Raw genomic sequence first — 16,182 nt, forward strand, 5'->3', positions numbered from 1 at the left:
GGCCGGATGATTGGCCTGGAAGCGGGGGGAATACTGTCCCCCAATAAAAAAGCCCTGAGCAAGTCAGGGCTTTTTTGATCTTGCGTTGTGCCGATTCGGATCGAGATCGGCACAGGGCTGGAATCAATCCCAGCTCAGCGCGCCACCAGTCTGGTACTCGATCACGCGAGTCTCGAAGAAGTTCTTCTCTTTCTTCAAGTCCATGATCTCGCTCATCCATGGGAACGGGTTGGTGGTGCCCGGGTATTCTTCTTTCAGGCCGATCTGCGACAGGCGACGGTTGGCGATGAACTTGAGGTAGTCCTCCATCATCGCCGCGTTCATGCCCAGTACGCCGCGCGGCATGGTGTCGCGAGCGTATTCGATTTCCAGTTGGGTGCCCTGGAGGATCATCTGGGTGGCTTCTTCCTTCATCTCGGCATCCCACAGGTGCGGGTTTTCGATCTTGATCTGGTTGATCACGTCGATACCGAAGTTCAGGTGCATGGATTCGTCGCGCAGGATGTACTGGAACTGCTCGGCGACGCCGGTCATTTTGTTGCGGCGGCCCATGGACAGGATCTGGGTGAAGCCGCAGTAGAAGAAGATGCCTTCCAGAACGCAGTAGTAGGCGATCAGGTTGCGCAGCAGCTCTTTGTCGGTGTCGACGGTGCCGGTTTCGAACTTCGGATCGGAGATCGAACGGGTGTACTTCAGGCCCCAGGCAGCTTTCTTAGCGACCGACGGAATCTCGTGGTACATGTTGAAGATCTCGCCTTCATCCATGGCCAGGGATTCGATGCAGTACTGGTAGGCGTGGGTGTGGATCGCCTCTTCGAACGCCTGGCGCAGGATGTACTGGCGGCATTCCGGGTTGGTGATCAGGCGGTACACGGCCAGCACCAGGTTGTTGGCAACCAGGGAGTCGGCGGTGGAGAAGAAGCCCAGGTTGCGCATCACGATGCGGCGCTCGTCGTCGGTCAGGCCTTCCGGGTTTTTCCAGAGGGCGATGTCGGCGGTCATGTTGACTTCTTGCGGCATCCAGTGGTTTGCGCAACCGTCCAGGTACTTCTGCCAGGCCCAGTCGTACTTGAATGGCACGAGCTGGTTGAGGTCGGCGCGGCAGTTGATCATGCGCTTTTCATCGACGGCGACGCGGGCGGAAGCACCTTCCAGCTCGGCCAGGCCTTCGGCGATGTCGAGCTGGTCCAGAGAGGCCTTGGCACGGGCAACGGCAGCGGAGTCGTTGGCGGTTACGGCGCGGGCTTCCAGAGCGGCGGCACCGCCGGCGCTGTCGAGGCGGTCCATGGTTGCTTCGGCAGCGTGGCCAGCGTTGGCGCCTTTAACGGCGACTTCGCCTTCTTCTTTGTCGAATTCGTCCCAGCTCAGCATGACGTGTCGTCTCCTGCGTGAGGGCCAGATGCCCGTGTGAAAACTGATGGTTGGCTTTTCACACGACCGAACTGGCCGCGTTGGATCTTAAGGAATCGTTCGTTGCAGCACTAACGCAGGCAATAAACAAAAATATGTACGGGAGTTCCGAAGCGGTTTTGGGCACAGAGGACCGGGTCGATTTCTGCGCTGGCTTCGGATTGGCTGTTTATCCCTGTAAGGGAATATTGCAGGCCCGTTTTAAGGCCGCATTATAGGGACTTTTTTGCCGCTGTGGTGCGACGAAGTGGCTCACGAATCGGTCGGCGAGGGGCGTTATCGCAGCGGAGCGAGGGTTTACAAGGCTTTGGCCGGCGAAGATTTTTTTTCACCTCGTTTGGCGTGTTTTTGCCGCCTCGAGCTGATCGGATGCGTTGAAAATTTCGCGCGATGTTCTGCAAGCCCCGTAGGGCGTGGCTTACAGGTGAGGGTGGGGGCTTTGGTAGACAGGATTGTGTTCAATTTTCGCTGAATATTGTCGGTTGAATTTTTTGCTCAAAAAATAAGCAAAAAAGCTCTTTTGCCACTACATCTTGTGTTGGATGGTCAATTTTTGACCTTTGAAACACTACTGTCCCGGCTTGCCACCCGAGGTTGTTTTTGACGCTCGAGAAGGCATTTCTGGACCTTCATCAAGCCCCTTGGAGCGATACAGAAACGCTCCCCCGCAAGGCGGCTCGATGGCGAAAAAAGGGAGTGCGAAGGCCGTGGTCGCACTGCATTGGGCGATGGCTTGCAACAAGTCTGGGTTCAGTTGTGCGTCTGGCCATCTTTGCCGCAAGAAAGATCTCTTGCGGCCGGCACTTGTTGGAACTTGAAGAGCAACTTGAGTATCAGCCGTTAGAGCAGCCGTTACCCATGACGCGGTATTGCAGGATATGCCGCAGGCCTTTCGAGTCTTCATATTCCATACGCGCGGGTACAACTTCGCATACATTCGGAACTTCGCTCATGGAGATAACTTTGGCGATGTCCAGGTCGGACGAGTAAGAGTATTCCTCTACGGGCGGTTGCTGGTTTGCGACATCAGTCGGGATCTCGTCGGCCATTGCTGTAACGCAAAGACTGCTGAGGGCCAGAACTAATAAAGCTTTCATTTTGATTTCACCTTTCTAAGGTCGTGTGGGGTCACGCAGCCTTTGTGGGGCTGCGTGTGGAACTTGAGTAGAAGTTGGATTAACTGCCTTCGTGGGGGCTGTAACTTGGTTAATCACATTGCCTTGTTGGCGAGGTTGATTTTAGGCGCCTGAGTAGGCGCTATACAGGCGTGCTTTTGATAAACACTATTGACGGTTTTTGTAACAATCCCGGTAAAAACGACCTCCAGTGGCCTGGCTGCGGTCTTCTACTTGCCGCAGAAACTGCCGCAACTACCGTAATAGAGAGGCTAAAGCTCTTTTCAGGGGGAGTGGCCGGGGGTTGTTACTACCATCGTCGAATGGTTCTATAGGCCCGCCCCGGCTACAACGGGGTCATACAACAACAACTATGTCACCGAGGTAAGAAAGATGAGTGCGGCTTCTCTGTATCCCGTTCGTCCCGAGGTTGCGGCCAACACGCTGACTGACGAGGCGACCTACAAGGCCATGTACCAGCAGTCGGTCGTCAACCCGGACGGCTTCTGGCGCGAACAAGCCAAGCGCCTCGACTGGATCAAGCCTTTCACCACGGTGAAGCAGACCTCCTTCGACGATCACCATGTCGATATCAAATGGTTTGCCGACGGCACCCTCAACGTCTCCTACAACTGCCTGGATCGCCACCTGGCCGAGCGCGGCGATCAGATCGCGATCATCTGGGAAGGCGACGATCCTTCCGAAAGCCGCAACATCACCTACCGCGAACTGCACGAACAAGTCTGCAAGTTCGCCAACGCCCTGCGTGGCCAGGACGTGCACCGCGGCGACGTGGTGACTATCTATATGCCGATGATTCCCGAAGCCGTGGTCGCCATGCTGGCCTGTACCCGGATCGGCGCGATTCACTCGGTGGTGTTCGGCGGCTTCTCCCCGGAAGCGCTGGCCGGCCGGATCATCGACTGCCGCTCCAAGGTGGTGATCACCGCCGACGAAGGCATCCGCGCGGGCAAGAAGATTCCGCTCAAGGCCAATGTCGACGACGCGCTGACCAACCCGGAAACCAGCAGCATCCAGAAGGTCATCGTGTGCAAGCGCACATCGGGTGACATCAAGTGGAACCAGCATCGCGACATCTGGTACGAAGACTTGATGAAAGTGGCTGGTACCGTCTGCGCGCCAAAAGAGATGGGCGCCGAGGAAGCGCTGTTCATCCTTTATACCTCCGGCTCCACCGGTAAGCCCAAAGGCGTGCAGCACACCACGGGCGGCTACCTGCTGTATGCGGCCCTGACCCACGAGCGCGTGTTCGATTACCGTCCGGGGGAAATCTACTGGTGCACCGCCGACGTCGGCTGGGTCACCGGTCATACCTATATTGTCTATGGCCCGCTGGCCAATGGTGCGACCACTGTGCTGTTCGAGGGGGTGCCGAACTACCCGGACGTGACCCGCGTGGCGAAGATCGTCGACAAGCACAAGGTCAATATCCTCTACACCGCGCCGACTGCGATCCGCGCCATGATGGCCTCGGGTAACGCCGCCTGCGCAGGCGCCGACGGCAGCAGCCTGCGCCTGCTGGGTTCGGTGGGTGAGCCGATCAACCCGGAAGCCTGGGACTGGTACTACAAGAACGTTGGTCAATCCCGCTGCCCGATCGTCGATACCTGGTGGCAGACCGAGACCGGCGCGACCCTGATGAGCCCGCTGCCGGGCGCCCATGCCCTCAAGCCGGGTTCGGCGGCACGTCCGTTCTTTGGTGTGGTGCCGGCGCTGGTGGACAACCTGGGCAACATCATCGAGGGCGCCGCCGAAGGCAACCTGGTGATCCTCGATTCGTGGCCGGGCCAGGCGCGCACCCTGTATGGCGACCACGATCGTTTCGTCGATACCTACTTCAAGACCTTCCGTGGCATGTACTTCACCGGTGACGGTGCCCGTCGCGATGAAGACGGCTACTGGTGGATCACCGGGCGGGTGGACGACGTGCTCAACGTCTCCGGCCACCGCATGGGCACCGCCGAGATCGAAAGCGCCATGGTCGCTCACCCGAAAGTCGCCGAAGCGGCGGTGGTCGGTGTGCCCCATGACATCAAGGGGCAGGGCATCTATGTCTACGTCACCCTCAACGGTGGCGAAGAGCCGAGCGAGGCGCTGCGCCTGGAGCTGAAGAACTGGGTGCGCAAGGAGATCGGTCCGATCGCCTCGCCGGATGTCATCCAGTGGGCGCCAGGGCTGCCGAAGACCCGTTCCGGGAAGATCATGCGCCGTATCCTGCGCAAGATCGCCACGGCGGAATACGACAGCCTGGGGGATATCTCCACCCTGGCCGACCCGGGCGTGGTGCAGCACCTGGTCGATACCCACAAGACCATGAACGTCGCCTAAGACGGGCCTGCGTCAACCAAAGCCCTGTCCGGCCCTGCGCCGGGCAGGGCTTTTTTATGGGGGTTACCCAGCTCCCCTGTAGCCGCTGCCGCAGGCTGCGATCGGCTCCGCAGGAGANACGCGCTCTTGAAGGTCCTGAAGGCCCTTCGGGTCTTATCACAGCCTGCGGCAGCGGCTACAGGGAGCGGCTTTTTGATCGAATAAATATCGGCATGTCCATCAGGCGTATCTGAATGTTACCGGCCGCAAGGAATGTGTAACCCGCTGCCCGGATTCGGGGCAATGAGAAACGCCAAGCCCTGTTTCAGGGCCTTTTCGGGGCCTGTAAAAAATAAGTCATAACGCTGCGCTTGCCGGAATAGAAGGCTTTGCGAATAATAGGCCCGCAATTTGCAACGTAGATTGGTTTACCGTCTTTTGCTCTTGCATAAACTTGAAGAGCTGTCAATGTGCTCGACCTGGTTTCTCAGTGCTTCTGTAATTTGTTGTCGCATTGAGGAAATATCGGCTTCGGGCCTGTCGTTAGAATGCCGATCACTCGCTCGTCGTTGCCTGTCGAGGAACCCGCATGGGGTTCATGGCCAGGTCCTCAAGGACGCAGCACCGCTATCAGGTTCCACCCATTCGCATATTGGGCTGTCGCTCACTCTGCCGTTTTCGCCCTTTACCGATGGAGTCCTAAGATGAAGAAACTCGTGCTTCTTGGCGCCCTGGCACTGTCCTCCGTACTTTCCCTGCCGACGTTCGCCGATGAAAAGCCTCTGAAAATTGGTATCGAAGCGGCTTACCCTCCATTCGCTTCCAAGGCTCCAGACGGCAGCATCGTTGGTTTCGACTACGACATCGGCAACGCCCTGTGTGAAGAAATGAAGGTCAAGTGCGTGTGGGTCGAGCAAGAGTTCGACGGCCTGATCCCGGCGCTCAAGGTGCGCAAGATCGATGCGATCCTGTCGTCCATGTCGATCACCGACGACCGCAAGAAGTCCGTGGACTTCACCGGCAAGTACTACAACACCCCTGCGCGCCTGGTCATGAAGGCCGGTACCCAGGTCAGCGACGGCCTGGCCGAGCTCAAGGGCAAGAACATCGGCGTGCAGCGCGGTTCGATCCACGAGCGTTTCGCCCGTGAAGTACTGGCTCCGCTGGGTGCCGAGATCAAGCCATACGGCTCGCAGAACGAGATCTACCTGGACGTGGCTGCCGGTCGCCTCGACGGCACCGTGGCAGACGCTACCCTGTTGAATGACGGCTTCCTGAAAACCGACGCCGGCAAAGGTTTCGCGTTCGTCGGCCCGGCGTTCACCGACACCAAATACTTCGGCGACGGCGTGGGTATCGCTGTGCGCAAGGGTGATGCGCTGAAAGACAAGATCACCGGTGCTATCGCTGCCATTCGCGAGAACGGCAAGTACAAGCAAATCCAGGACAAGTACTTCGACTTCGACATTTACGGCAAGTAAAACGTCGAGTCAGCAAGTCCGAGATGGCGCAAGCAGCAGAATCTCTGAAGTTTGCGCCATTTTTTCATCCCAATTTTCGAGGACCTGAATCATGTTGAAAGGCTACGGGGCTGTCATCCTCGATGGCGCTTGGCTGACGCTTCAGCTTGCCTTGTCGTCCATGGCCCTGGCCATCGTTCTGGGTCTGATCGGGGTCGCGCTGCGCCTCTCGCCGGTGCGCTGGCTGGCATGGCTGGGCGACCTGTATTCCACGGTGATCCGCGGGATTCCCGACCTGGTGCTGATCCTGCTGATCTTCTACGGCGGCCAGGACCTGCTCAACCGTGTCGCGCCCATGCTGGGTTACGACGACTACATCGACCTGAACCCGCTGGCTGCCGGTATCGGCACCCTGGGCTTCATCTTCGGTGCCTACCTGTCGGAAACCTTCCGTGGTGCCTTCATGGCGATCCCCAAGGGGCAGGCGGAAGCGGGCATGGCCTACGGCATGAACAGTTTCCAGGTGTTCTTCCGGGTGCTGGTGCCGCAGATGATCCGCCTGGCGATTCCGGGCTTTACCAACAACTGGCTGGTACTGACCAAGGCCACTGCGCTGATTTCGGTGGTGGGCCTGCAAGACATGATGTTCAAGGCCAAGCAGGCGGCTGACGCCACCCGCGAGCCTTTCACCTTCTTCCTCGCGGTGGCAGCGATGTACCTGGTGATCACCAGTGTCTCGTTGCTGGCATTGCGTCACCTTGAGAAGCGCTACTCGGTAGGCGTAAGGGCGGCCGATCTATGATCTTCGACTACAACGTCATCTATGAGGCCTTGCCGCTGTATTTCAGCGGCCTGCTGACCACCCTGAAGCTGTTGGCCCTGTCGCTGTTCTTCGGTCTGCTGGTGGCACTGCCCCTGGGGCTGATGCGGGTATCCAAGCAGCCGATCGTCAACCTGAGCGCCTGGCTCTATACCTACGTGATCCGCGGCACACCGATGCTGGTGCAGCTGTTCCTGATCTACTACGGCCTGGCGCAGTTCGATGTGGTGCGTCAGAGCTTCCTCTGGCCGTGGCTGTCCAGTGCGACCTTCTGTGCTTGCCTGGCGTTCGCCATCAACACCAGCGCCTACACCGCGGAAATCATCGCCGGCAGCCTCAAGGCCACGCCGAACGGCGAGATCGAAGCGGCCAAGGCCATGGGCATGTCGCGCTACAAGATGTATGCCCGCATCCTGCTGCCGTCGGCCCTGCGCCGGGCGCTGCCGCAGTACAGCAACGAAGTGATCATGATGCTGCAGACCACCAGCCTGGCCTCCATCGTGACCCTGATCGATATCACCGGTGCTGCTCGTACGGTCAACGCGCAGTACTACCTGCCGTTCGAGGCCTACATTACCGCTGGCCTGTTCTACCTGTGCCTGACCTTTATCCTGGTGCGCCTGTTCAAGCTGGCCGAAGGCCGCTGGCTGCGCTACCTGGCGCCGCGGAAGCACTGATATGGAACGCATTGACCATGCATTGCCGTGGAGCCACCTGGGCAGCGAACGGCAGATCTCGGTGTTCCGTTTCGGTCGCGGCGAGCGCAAGGCCTATATCCAGGCCAGCCTGCATGCGGACGAACTGCCTGGGATGCGCACCGCCTGGGAGCTGAAAAAGCGCCTGGCCGAACTGGAAGCCCAGGGCGCGCTGAATGGCGTGATCGAACTGGTGCCGGTGGCCAACCCGATGGGCCTGGGCCAGCTGCTGCAAGGCAATCACCAGGGGCGGTTCGAGGTTGGCAGCGGCAAGAACTTCAACCGTGATTTCGTCGAGCTGAGCGCGCCGGTCGCGGCCCGTCTGGATGGGTGCCTGGGGGATGACCCGCACGCCAATATCCAGATGATTCGCCAGGCCATGAGCGATGTGCTGGCCGAACTGCCAGCGCCAGTGAGCCAGCTGCAAGGCATGCAACGCATCCTCCTGAGCCACGCCTGCACCGCGGACGTGGTGCTGGACCTGCACTGCGATACGGAAGCGGCGCTGCATATGTACGCCTTGCCGCAGCATTGGCCGCAGTGGCGCTCCCTGGCGGCCCACCTGAATGTGCGGGTCGGCCTGCTGGCGGAAGATTCCGGCGGCAGCTCGTTCGACGAAGCCTGTTCGCTGCCCTGGTTGCGCCTGTCGCGCCAGTTCCCGCAGGCCCAGATCCCGCTGGCCTGCCTGGCGACCACCCTCGAGTTGGGCGGCCAGGCCGACACCGGTCGCCCGCAGGCCGAGGCGCACGCCGAAGGCATCCTGGCGTTCCTCGCCGAGCAGGGACTGATTGCGGGCGAGTGGCCGGCGGCGCAGCATGAAGCGTGCGAGGGCATGCCTTTCGAAGGCACCGAATTGTTGTTTGCGCCGCATCCCGGCGTGGTGAGTTTTCTGCGTCCGGCCGGTAGCTGGGTGGAGAAGGGCGAGCCGATTTTTGAAGTGATTGATCCCTTATCCGATCGGGTCAGCACCCTGTGTGCTGGCACCAGCGGCGTGTTGTTCGCCGTTGAGCGGCTGCGTTACGCCCAACCCGGTTTCTGGCTGGCCAAGGTGGCGGGGCGCGAAGCGCTGCGGCACGGGCGCTTGCTCAACGACTGACTGCTTTTGTGAGAACCGACAGCATGTACAAACTTGAAGTCCAAGACCTGCATAAACGCTATGGCAGTCACGAAGTGCTCAAGGGCGTGTCCCTGAAAGCGGCGGCTGGCGATGTGATCAGCATCATCGGCTCCAGTGGCTCCGGCAAATCCACCTTCCTGCGTTGCATCAACCTGCTGGAGCAGCCGCACGCCGGCAAGATCCTGCTGAACAACGAAGAGTTGAAGCTGGTGGCGAACAAGGACGGCGCGCTGAAGGCGGCGGATCCAAAACAGCTGCAGCGCATGCGTTCGCGCCTGTCGATGGTGTTCCAGCACTTCAACCTGTGGTCGCACATGACCGCCATCGAAAACATCATGGAAGCGCCGGTGCATGTGCTCGGCGTACCCAAGGCCGAAGCCCGTGAAAAGGCCGAGCACTACCTGGCCAAGGTTGGCGTGGCGCATCGCAAGGATGCCTACCCGGGCCATATGTCCGGTGGTGAGCAGCAGCGTGTGGCGATCGCCCGGGCGCTGGCGATGGAGCCTGAGGTCATGCTGTTCGACGAACCGACTTCGGCGCTTGACCCCGAGTTGGTGGGCGACGTGCTGAAAGTGATGCAGGCCCTGGCCCAGGAAGGCCGGACCATGGTGGTGGTGACCCACGAAATGGGCTTTGCCCGAGAAGTCTCGAACCAGCTGATATTCCTGCACAAGGGCCTGGTGGAAGAGAGCGGCAACCCGCGCGAAGTGCTGGTCAATCCGCAATCGGAACGTTTGCAACAATTCCTCTCGGGCAGCCTGAAGTAAATCACTCCCGTAATGCACCAAATTAGGTCATGCTGCGCACCGCGCGCCAGATGGTCTAATTTGGTTGCAGCCGCCTTCGGCCTCTAACACTGTTTTCGTTTCGGATTGCCCGCCATGACTGCCCATCGAATTGGTTTCCTGATTTGGCCCAGCACTAAAGCCTTGACGCTGGCGCTGGCCGAGGAGGCCTTGCGTGTCGCTCAGCGCGTGCATCCGGAAGTGGTCTACGAACTGGCCTTCCTGCAGGCCGAGGCGCCGGTCGACGGCGCCTGGCAACTGCCGGGCGAGCCTTGGTCGGGCAAGCTCGAAGGCTGCCAGAAACTGTTCCTGCTGGCCGATGAGCCGCCTGCCGCCCTGGCACCGGCCCTGAGCAGCGCGCTCAAGCAACTGGTGCGTGCCGGCTGTGTGATCGGTGGTTTGTCCGCTGGTGTGTATCCCCTGGCGCAGCTGGGTTTTCTCGACGGTTATCGGGCTGCGGTGCACTGGCGCTGGCAGGACGATTTTGCCGAGCGTTTCCCCAAGGTCATCGCCACCAGCCATCTGTTCGATTGGGATCGCGATCGCCTGACGGCATGTGGCGGGATGTCGGTGCTGGATCTGTTGCTGGCGGTGCTGGCCCGTGACCACGGCGCGGAACTGGCCGGCGCGGTCTCGGAAGAGCTGGTGGTGGAACGTATCCGCGAAGGCGGCGAGCGCCAGCGCATTCCGTTGCAGAATCGCCTGGGTTCCAGTCACCCGAAGCTGACCCAGGCGGTGCTGCTGATGGAGGCCAATATCGAGGAGCCGCTGACCACCGACGAAATCGCCCAGCATGTGTGCGTCTCGCGTCGGCAACTGGAGCGGATCTTCAAGCAATACCTCAATCGCGTGCCGAGCCAGTATTACCTGGAGCTGCGCCTGAACAAGGCGCGGCAGATGCTGATGCAGACCAGCAAGTCGATCATCCAGATCGGCCTGTCCTGCGGTTTCTCCTCGGGCCCGCATTTCTCCAGCGCCTACCGCAACTTCTTCGGCGCCACGCCGCGGGAAGACCGCAACCAGCGGCGTAGCAGCAGTCCCTTCGAACTGTCTTCGGTGCCTTCCGAGCGCGGTTGATTCGCCTCTTCGTTTTGTCTGTCAGATTGCTATCGCGAGCAAGCTTCGTTCCTACACGGAATGCATTCTTCTGTAGGAGCGAAGCTTGCTCGCGATGGCGTCGTCACGCCGGGCGCAAATCGTTGGACAATCCTGCCGTTAAAGCCTCCAGCAGTTTAAACTGCGCCTTTGCGACGCTATTTGTCGCATTGCCGTAAACCCGCGTAAAACCGGGGTTGGCGCTATAAGAAGTTGTCGCTTGGCGACAAGGCCGGGCAGAAAACTGTCCTTACAATCCCCCCATCGCTCGCCAGTTTCAGGCAGGCGTTCCTCTTCAGGAGACTCCGATGTCCGTTGAGCAAGCTCCGGTGCAACGCGCCGATTTCGATCAGGTCATGGTTCCCAACTATGCACCTGCGGCTTTCATTCCTGTGCGTGGCGCGGGCTCCCGAGTCTGGGATCAGTCGGGCCGAGAGCTGATCGACTTTGCCGGCGGGATCGCGGTCAACGTACTGGGCCACGCCCATCCGGCGCTGGTCGCTGCGCTGACCGAACAGGCCAACAAGCTGTGGCACGTATCCAACGTCTTCACCAACGAGCCGGCCCTGCGCCTGGCCCACAAGCTGGTCGACGCCACCTTTGCCGAGCGCGCGTTCTTCTGCAACTCCGGCGCCGAAGCCAACGAGGCCGCCTTCAAGCTGGCCCGTCGTGTCGCCTTCGACCGTTTCGGCGCGGAAAAATACGAAATCATCGCTGCCCTCAACAGCTTCCACGGTCGCACCCTGTTCACCGTGAACGTGGGCGGCCAGTCGAAATACTCCGACGGCTTCGGTCCTAAAATCACTGGTATCACCCACGTTCCTTACAACGATCTGGCGGCATTGAAAGCGGCGATTTCGGACAAGACCTGCGCGGTGGTACTGGAGCCGATCCAGGGCGAAGGCGGTGTGTTGCCGGCCGAGAAGGCTTACCTGCAAGGCGCCCGCGAGCTGTGCGATGCGCACAATGCGTTGCTGGTGTTCGACGAAGTGCAGACCGGCATGGGCCGCAGCGGCGAGCTGTTCGCCTATATGCACTACGGCGTGACCCCGGACATCCTGACCAGCGCCAAGAGCCTGGGCGGCGGTTTCCCGATCGCCGCGATGCTGACCACCGAAGCGCTGGCCAAGCACCTGGTGGTCGGCACCCACGGCACCACCTACGGCGGCAACCCGCTGGCGTGCGCGGTGGCCGGCGCGGTGATCGACGTGATCAACACGCCCGAAGTGCTGAACGGCGTGAAGGCCAAGCACGATCGCTTCAAGACCCGCCTGCAGCAGATCGGCGAGAAGTACGGCCTGTTCACCGAAGTGCGCGGCCTGGGCCTGCTGCTCGGTTGCGTGCTCAGCGATGCCTGGAAAGGCAAGGCCAAGGACGTGTTCAACGCCGCTGAAAAAGAAAACCTGATGATCCTCCAGGCCGGTCCGGACGTGGTGCGTTTCGCCCCGAGCCTGGTGGTCGAAGAAGCGGACATCGAAGAAGGCCTGCAGCGCTTCGAGCGCGCAGTAGCCAAGCTGACCCAGGCCTGATTCGGGCCGCGGTACTCCTCGGCGCTTGTCTTCGGGCAAGCGTCGAGCCCAATTTTCGGTGCCGGGCTGTCCCGGCATTTTTTTCCCTGAGTCGGCCTCCTGGCCGGCCTGTTTCGAGTAAGGAGTGACACCATGCTGGTGATGCGCCCCGCGCAAATGGCTGATCTGGGCGAGGTACAGCGTCTGGCTGCGGACAGCCCGATTGGTGTCACTTCCTTGCCGGATGACGTGGAACGCCTGAGCGACAAGATCGCGGCAAGCGAGGCTTCGTTCGCCGCCGAGGTGAGCTTCAATGGCGAGGAGAGCTACTTCTTCGTCCTCGAGGACACCGAAGCCGGCAAGCTGGTCGGTTGCTCGGCCATCGTCGCCTCGGCCGGTTACTCCGAGCCGTTCTACAGCTTCCGTAACGAAACCTTCGTGCACGCCTCCCGCGAGCTGAAGATCCACAACAAGATCCACGTGCTTTCCCAGTGCCACGACCTGACCGGCAACAGCCTGCTGACCAGCTTCTATGTGGTCCCGGAGCTGGTGGGTTCGCCGTGGTCGGAACTCAATTCCCGCGGTCGCCTGTTGTTTGTCGCCAGCCACCCGGAGCGTTTCGCCGATTCGGTGGTGACCGAGATCGTCGGCTACAGCGACGAGAACGGCGACTCGCCGTTCTGGGACGCCATCGGTCGCAACTTCTTCGACCTCAACTACGCCGCCGCCGAGCGTCTGTGCGGGCTGAAAAGCCGCACCTTCCTCGCCGAGCTGATGCCGCACTACCCGATCTATGTGCCGCTGCTGCCGGATGCCGCGCAGGAAGCCATGGGCCAGGTGCACCCGCGGGCGCAGATCACCTTCGACATCCTGATGCGCGAAGGCTTCGAGACCGACCATTACATCGACATCTTCGACGGTGGCCCGACCCTGCATGCCCGGGTCTCGGGGATCCGTTCGATCGCCCAGAGCCGCGTGGTGCCGGTGAAGATCGGTGAGGTCGCCAAGGGCGGCGGACGCCAGTACCTGGTCGCCAACGCGCAGTTACAGGATTACCGCGCGGTGATGCTGGAGCTGGATTACGCGCCGGGCAAACCGGTGACCCTGGATCTGCAAGCGGCCGAAGCCCTGGGCGTCGGCGAAGGTGCCAGCGTGCGCCTGGTGGCGGTTTAACGCCTTAAGCGAGTTTCGCGGGGGCCGTCAGCGGCGCCCGTCTGAGGAGATAGCATGATCGTTCGTCCCGTACGCAGCAGCGACTTACCCGCTCTGATCGACCTGGCCCGCAGCACCGGCACCGGCCTGACTACCTTGCCGGCCAACGAAGAGCGCCTGAAACACCGCGTGGGCTGGGCGGAAAAGACCTTCCGTGGCGAAGCCGAGCGGGGCGATGCGGATTACCTGTTCGTGCTCGAGGACGACAACGGCCGCGTGGTGGGGATTTCCGCGATTGCCGGCGCGGTCGGCCTGCGTGAGCCCTGGTACAACTTCCGGGTCGGCCTGACCGTCAGCGCCTCCCAGGAGCTGAACATCTACCGTGAGATTCCGACGCTGTTCCTGGCCAACGACCTGACCGGCAATTCCGAGCTGTGCTCGCTGTTCCTGCACGCCGATTACCGCACCGGCCTCAACGGCCGCATGCTGGCCAAGGCACGCATGCTGTTCATCGCCGAATTCCCGCAGCTGTTTGGCAACAAGATCATCGCCGAGATGCGCGGCATGTCCGACGAAGCCGGGCGCTCGCCATTCTGGGAAAGCCTGGGCCGGCACTTCTTCAAGATGGAATTCAGCCAGGCCGACTACCTGACCGGCGTGGGCAACAAGGCGTTCATCGCCGAGCTGATGCCGAAGTTCCCGCTGTACACCTGCTTCCTCTCCGAGGGCGCGCGCAATGTGATCGGCAAGGTGCACACCGATACCGAGCCGGCCCTGGCCATGCTCAAGAGCGAGGGTTTCAGCTACCAGGGTTACGTCGACATCTTCGACGCCGGCCCGGCGGTGGAGTGCGAAACCGCCAAGATCCGCGCGGTGCGCGACAGCCAGGCGCTGGTGCTGGCCATCGGCACGCCGGGCGACGACGCCACGCCTTTCCTGATTCACAACCGCAAGCGCGAGGACTGCCGGATCACCGCCGCACCCGCGCGCTTCGCGTCGGGCACCCTGGTGGTTGATGCGCTGACCGCCAAACGCCTGCAACTCAATGCGGGCGATCAGGTCCGTGCCGTTGCGCTGTCTGCTTCCCGGGAGTCGAAATAATGAACACGCTGTACATCGCAGGCCAATGGCTGCCAGGCCAGGGCGAAGCCTTTGAGTCGTTGAATCCGGTGACCCAGCAGGTGCTGTGGTCGGGCAACGGTGCCACCGTCGCCCAGGTTGAAAGTGCGGTGCAGGCCGCGCGCCAGGCATTCCCGGCCTGGGCCAAGCGTTCGCTGGACGAGCGGATCGCAGTGCTGGAAGCCTTTGCCGCCAGCCTGAAAAGCCATGCCGACGAACTGGCCCGTTGCATCGGTGAGGAAACCGGCAAGCCGCTGTGGGAAGCCGCCACCGAAGTGACCAGCATGGTCAACAAGGTCGCGATCTCGGTGCAGAGCTACCGTGAACGTACCGGCGAGAAGAGCGGCCCGCTGGGCGACGCCACCGCGGTACTGCGACACAAGCCCCACGGTGTGGTGGCGGTGTTCGGTCCGTACAACTTCCCTGGCCATCTGCCTAACGGTCATATCGTTCCTGCCCTGCTGGCGGGTAACAGCGTGCTGTTCAAGCCCAGCGAACTGACCCCGAAAGTCGCCGAGCTGACCGTCAAGTGCTGGATCGAAGCCGGGCTGCCGGCGGGTGTGTTGAACCTGCTGCAAGGCGCGCGGGAAACCGGCATCGCCCTGGCTGCCAACCCGGGTATCGACGGTCTGTTCTTCACCGGTTCCAGCCGTACCGGCAATCACCTGCACCAGCAGTTCGCCGGCCGTCCGGACAAGATCCTCGCGCTGGAGATGGGCGGTAACAACCCGCTGGTGGTGGATCAGGTCGCGGACCTGGACGCGGCGGTCTACACCATTATCCAGTCGGCCTTCATTTCCGCCGGCCAGCGTTGCACCTGCGCGCGCCGTCTGCTGGTGCCGCAAGGCGCCTGGGGCGACCGGTTGCTGGAGCGCCTGGTCGCGGTCAGCTCGACCATCGAGGTCGGTGCGTTCGACCAGCAGCCGGCGCCGTTCATGGGCTCGGTGATTTCCCTCGGCGCTGCCCGCGCGCTGATGCAGGCCCAGGAAAACCTGCTGGCCAATGGCGCAGTGGCATTGCTGGAAATGACCCAGCCGCAGGATCAGGCCGCGCTGCTGACCCCGGGCATTCTCGACGTGACCGCCGTGGCCGAGCGCCCGGACGAAGAGCTGTTCGGCCCCTTGCTGCAAGTGATTCGCTACGCCGATTTCGAAGCGGCGATCGCCGAGGCCAACGACACCCAGTACGGTCTGGCGGCGGGCCTGCTGTCGGATTCCGAGGCGCGTTACCAGCAGTTCTGGCTGGAAAGCCGGGCCGGTATCGTCAACTGGAACAAGCAGCTGACCGGTGCCGCAAGCAGCGCGCCGTTTGGCGGCGTGGGGGCCTCGGGCAACCATCGCGCCAGTGCCTATTACGCGGCGGATTACTGCGCGTACCCGGTGGCGTCGCTGGAAACCGCGAGCCTGACCTTGCCGAGCGCGCTGACGCCGGGTGTGAAGCTGGCGTGACGAGTTGCGCCGCAGATTGCTGGAAGGTCCTGCGGACCTTAGCGCAGCCTGCNAGAGCGGCAGGCGTCGGTGGTTGTGGTAACCCTGTAGCCGCTGCCGCAGGCTGCGATCGTCCCGCGAAGCGGGCGCC

Annotated in this window: 13 protein-coding genes; 11 read left to right on the top strand and 2 right to left on the bottom strand. The window is 61.5% G+C overall.

Annotation, left to right across the window (positions count from 1 at the left end; genetic code table 11):
• Positions 1–123: 123 nt before the first annotated feature.
• Entirely contained in the window at positions 124–1,371 is a 1,248-nt protein-coding gene (locus ACTJKT_RS05060) for a ribonucleotide-diphosphate reductase subunit beta (protein WP_025805755.1), read from the bottom strand.
• An 872-nt stretch (positions 1,372–2,243) separates the two neighbouring features.
• Positions 2,244–2,507 carry a DUF2790 domain-containing protein gene (locus ACTJKT_RS05065; protein WP_053280486.1) on the bottom strand — a complete coding sequence of 88 codons (264 nt, stop codon included), beginning with the start codon at positions 2,505–2,507 and terminating at the stop codon, positions 2,244–2,246.
• A 411-nt stretch (positions 2,508–2,918) separates the two neighbouring features.
• Between ACTJKT_RS05065 and acs the strand changes: the two genes are divergently transcribed.
• The 11 genes from acs to astD all read left to right on the top strand — a co-directional run bounded on the left by acs (position 2,919) and on the right by astD (position 16,052).
• Positions 2,919–4,874, top strand: coding sequence for an acetate--CoA ligase (acs, locus tag ACTJKT_RS05070; RefSeq protein WP_440786402.1), 1,956 nt, complete (start codon positions 2,919–2,921; stop codon positions 4,872–4,874).
• 683 nt (positions 4,875–5,557) lie between these two features.
• A complete protein-coding gene (locus ACTJKT_RS05075) occupies positions 5,558–6,334 on the top strand; it encodes an ABC transporter substrate-binding protein (protein ID WP_063432691.1) in 777 nt (258 codons plus the stop codon).
• 91 nt (positions 6,335–6,425) lie between these two features.
• Positions 6,426–7,115: an ABC transporter permease gene (locus ACTJKT_RS05080; RefSeq protein ID WP_007921541.1), complete on the top strand. Its 690-nt coding sequence runs from the start codon at positions 6,426–6,428 to the stop codon at positions 7,113–7,115.
• Complete coding sequence (locus tag ACTJKT_RS05085; protein ID WP_202697373.1) at positions 7,112–7,810, top strand: ABC transporter permease; 699 nt, start codon at positions 7,112–7,114, stop codon at positions 7,808–7,810. Before ACTJKT_RS05080 ends, ACTJKT_RS05085 begins: the two co-directional genes overlap by 4 nt.
• A gap of 1 nt (position 7,811) precedes the next feature.
• Positions 7,812–8,924 (top strand): succinylglutamate desuccinylase/aspartoacylase family protein, encoded by a 1,113-nt coding sequence (locus ACTJKT_RS05090; protein ID WP_440786403.1) that lies wholly within the window; start codon positions 7,812–7,814, stop codon positions 8,922–8,924.
• A gap of 23 nt (positions 8,925–8,947) precedes the next feature.
• A complete protein-coding gene (locus ACTJKT_RS05095; protein ID WP_007921545.1) occupies positions 8,948–9,712 on the top strand; it encodes an ABC transporter ATP-binding protein in 765 nt (254 codons plus the stop codon).
• A 114-nt stretch (positions 9,713–9,826) separates the two neighbouring features.
• Positions 9,827–10,807 carry a transcriptional regulator ArgR gene (gene argR, locus ACTJKT_RS05100; RefSeq protein ID WP_440786404.1) on the top strand — a complete coding sequence of 327 codons (981 nt, stop codon included), beginning with the start codon at positions 9,827–9,829 and terminating at the stop codon, positions 10,805–10,807.
• Between the two features lie 326 nt (positions 10,808–11,133).
• Complete coding sequence (locus ACTJKT_RS05105) at positions 11,134–12,354, top strand: aspartate aminotransferase family protein (protein ID WP_009050325.1); 1,221 nt, start codon at positions 11,134–11,136, stop codon at positions 12,352–12,354.
• Positions 12,355–12,486: 132 nt separating this feature from the next.
• A complete protein-coding gene (gene aruF / locus ACTJKT_RS05110) occupies positions 12,487–13,506 on the top strand; it encodes an arginine/ornithine succinyltransferase subunit alpha (RefSeq protein WP_440786405.1) in 1,020 nt (339 codons plus the stop codon).
• 54 nt (positions 13,507–13,560) lie between these two features.
• A complete protein-coding gene (gene astA, locus ACTJKT_RS05115; protein ID WP_007921553.1) occupies positions 13,561–14,586 on the top strand; it encodes an arginine N-succinyltransferase in 1,026 nt (341 codons plus the stop codon).
• Positions 14,583–16,052 carry a succinylglutamate-semialdehyde dehydrogenase gene (gene astD / locus ACTJKT_RS05120; RefSeq protein ID WP_440786587.1) on the top strand — a complete coding sequence of 490 codons (1,470 nt, stop codon included), beginning with the start codon at positions 14,583–14,585 and terminating at the stop codon, positions 16,050–16,052. Before astA ends, astD begins: the two co-directional genes overlap by 4 nt.
• Positions 16,053–16,182: the final 130 nt, after the last annotated feature.

Source organism: Pseudomonas sp. 22526 (assembly GCF_052044735.1).
Lineage (GTDB): Bacteria > Pseudomonadota > Gammaproteobacteria > Pseudomonadales > Pseudomonadaceae > Aquipseudomonas > Aquipseudomonas piscium.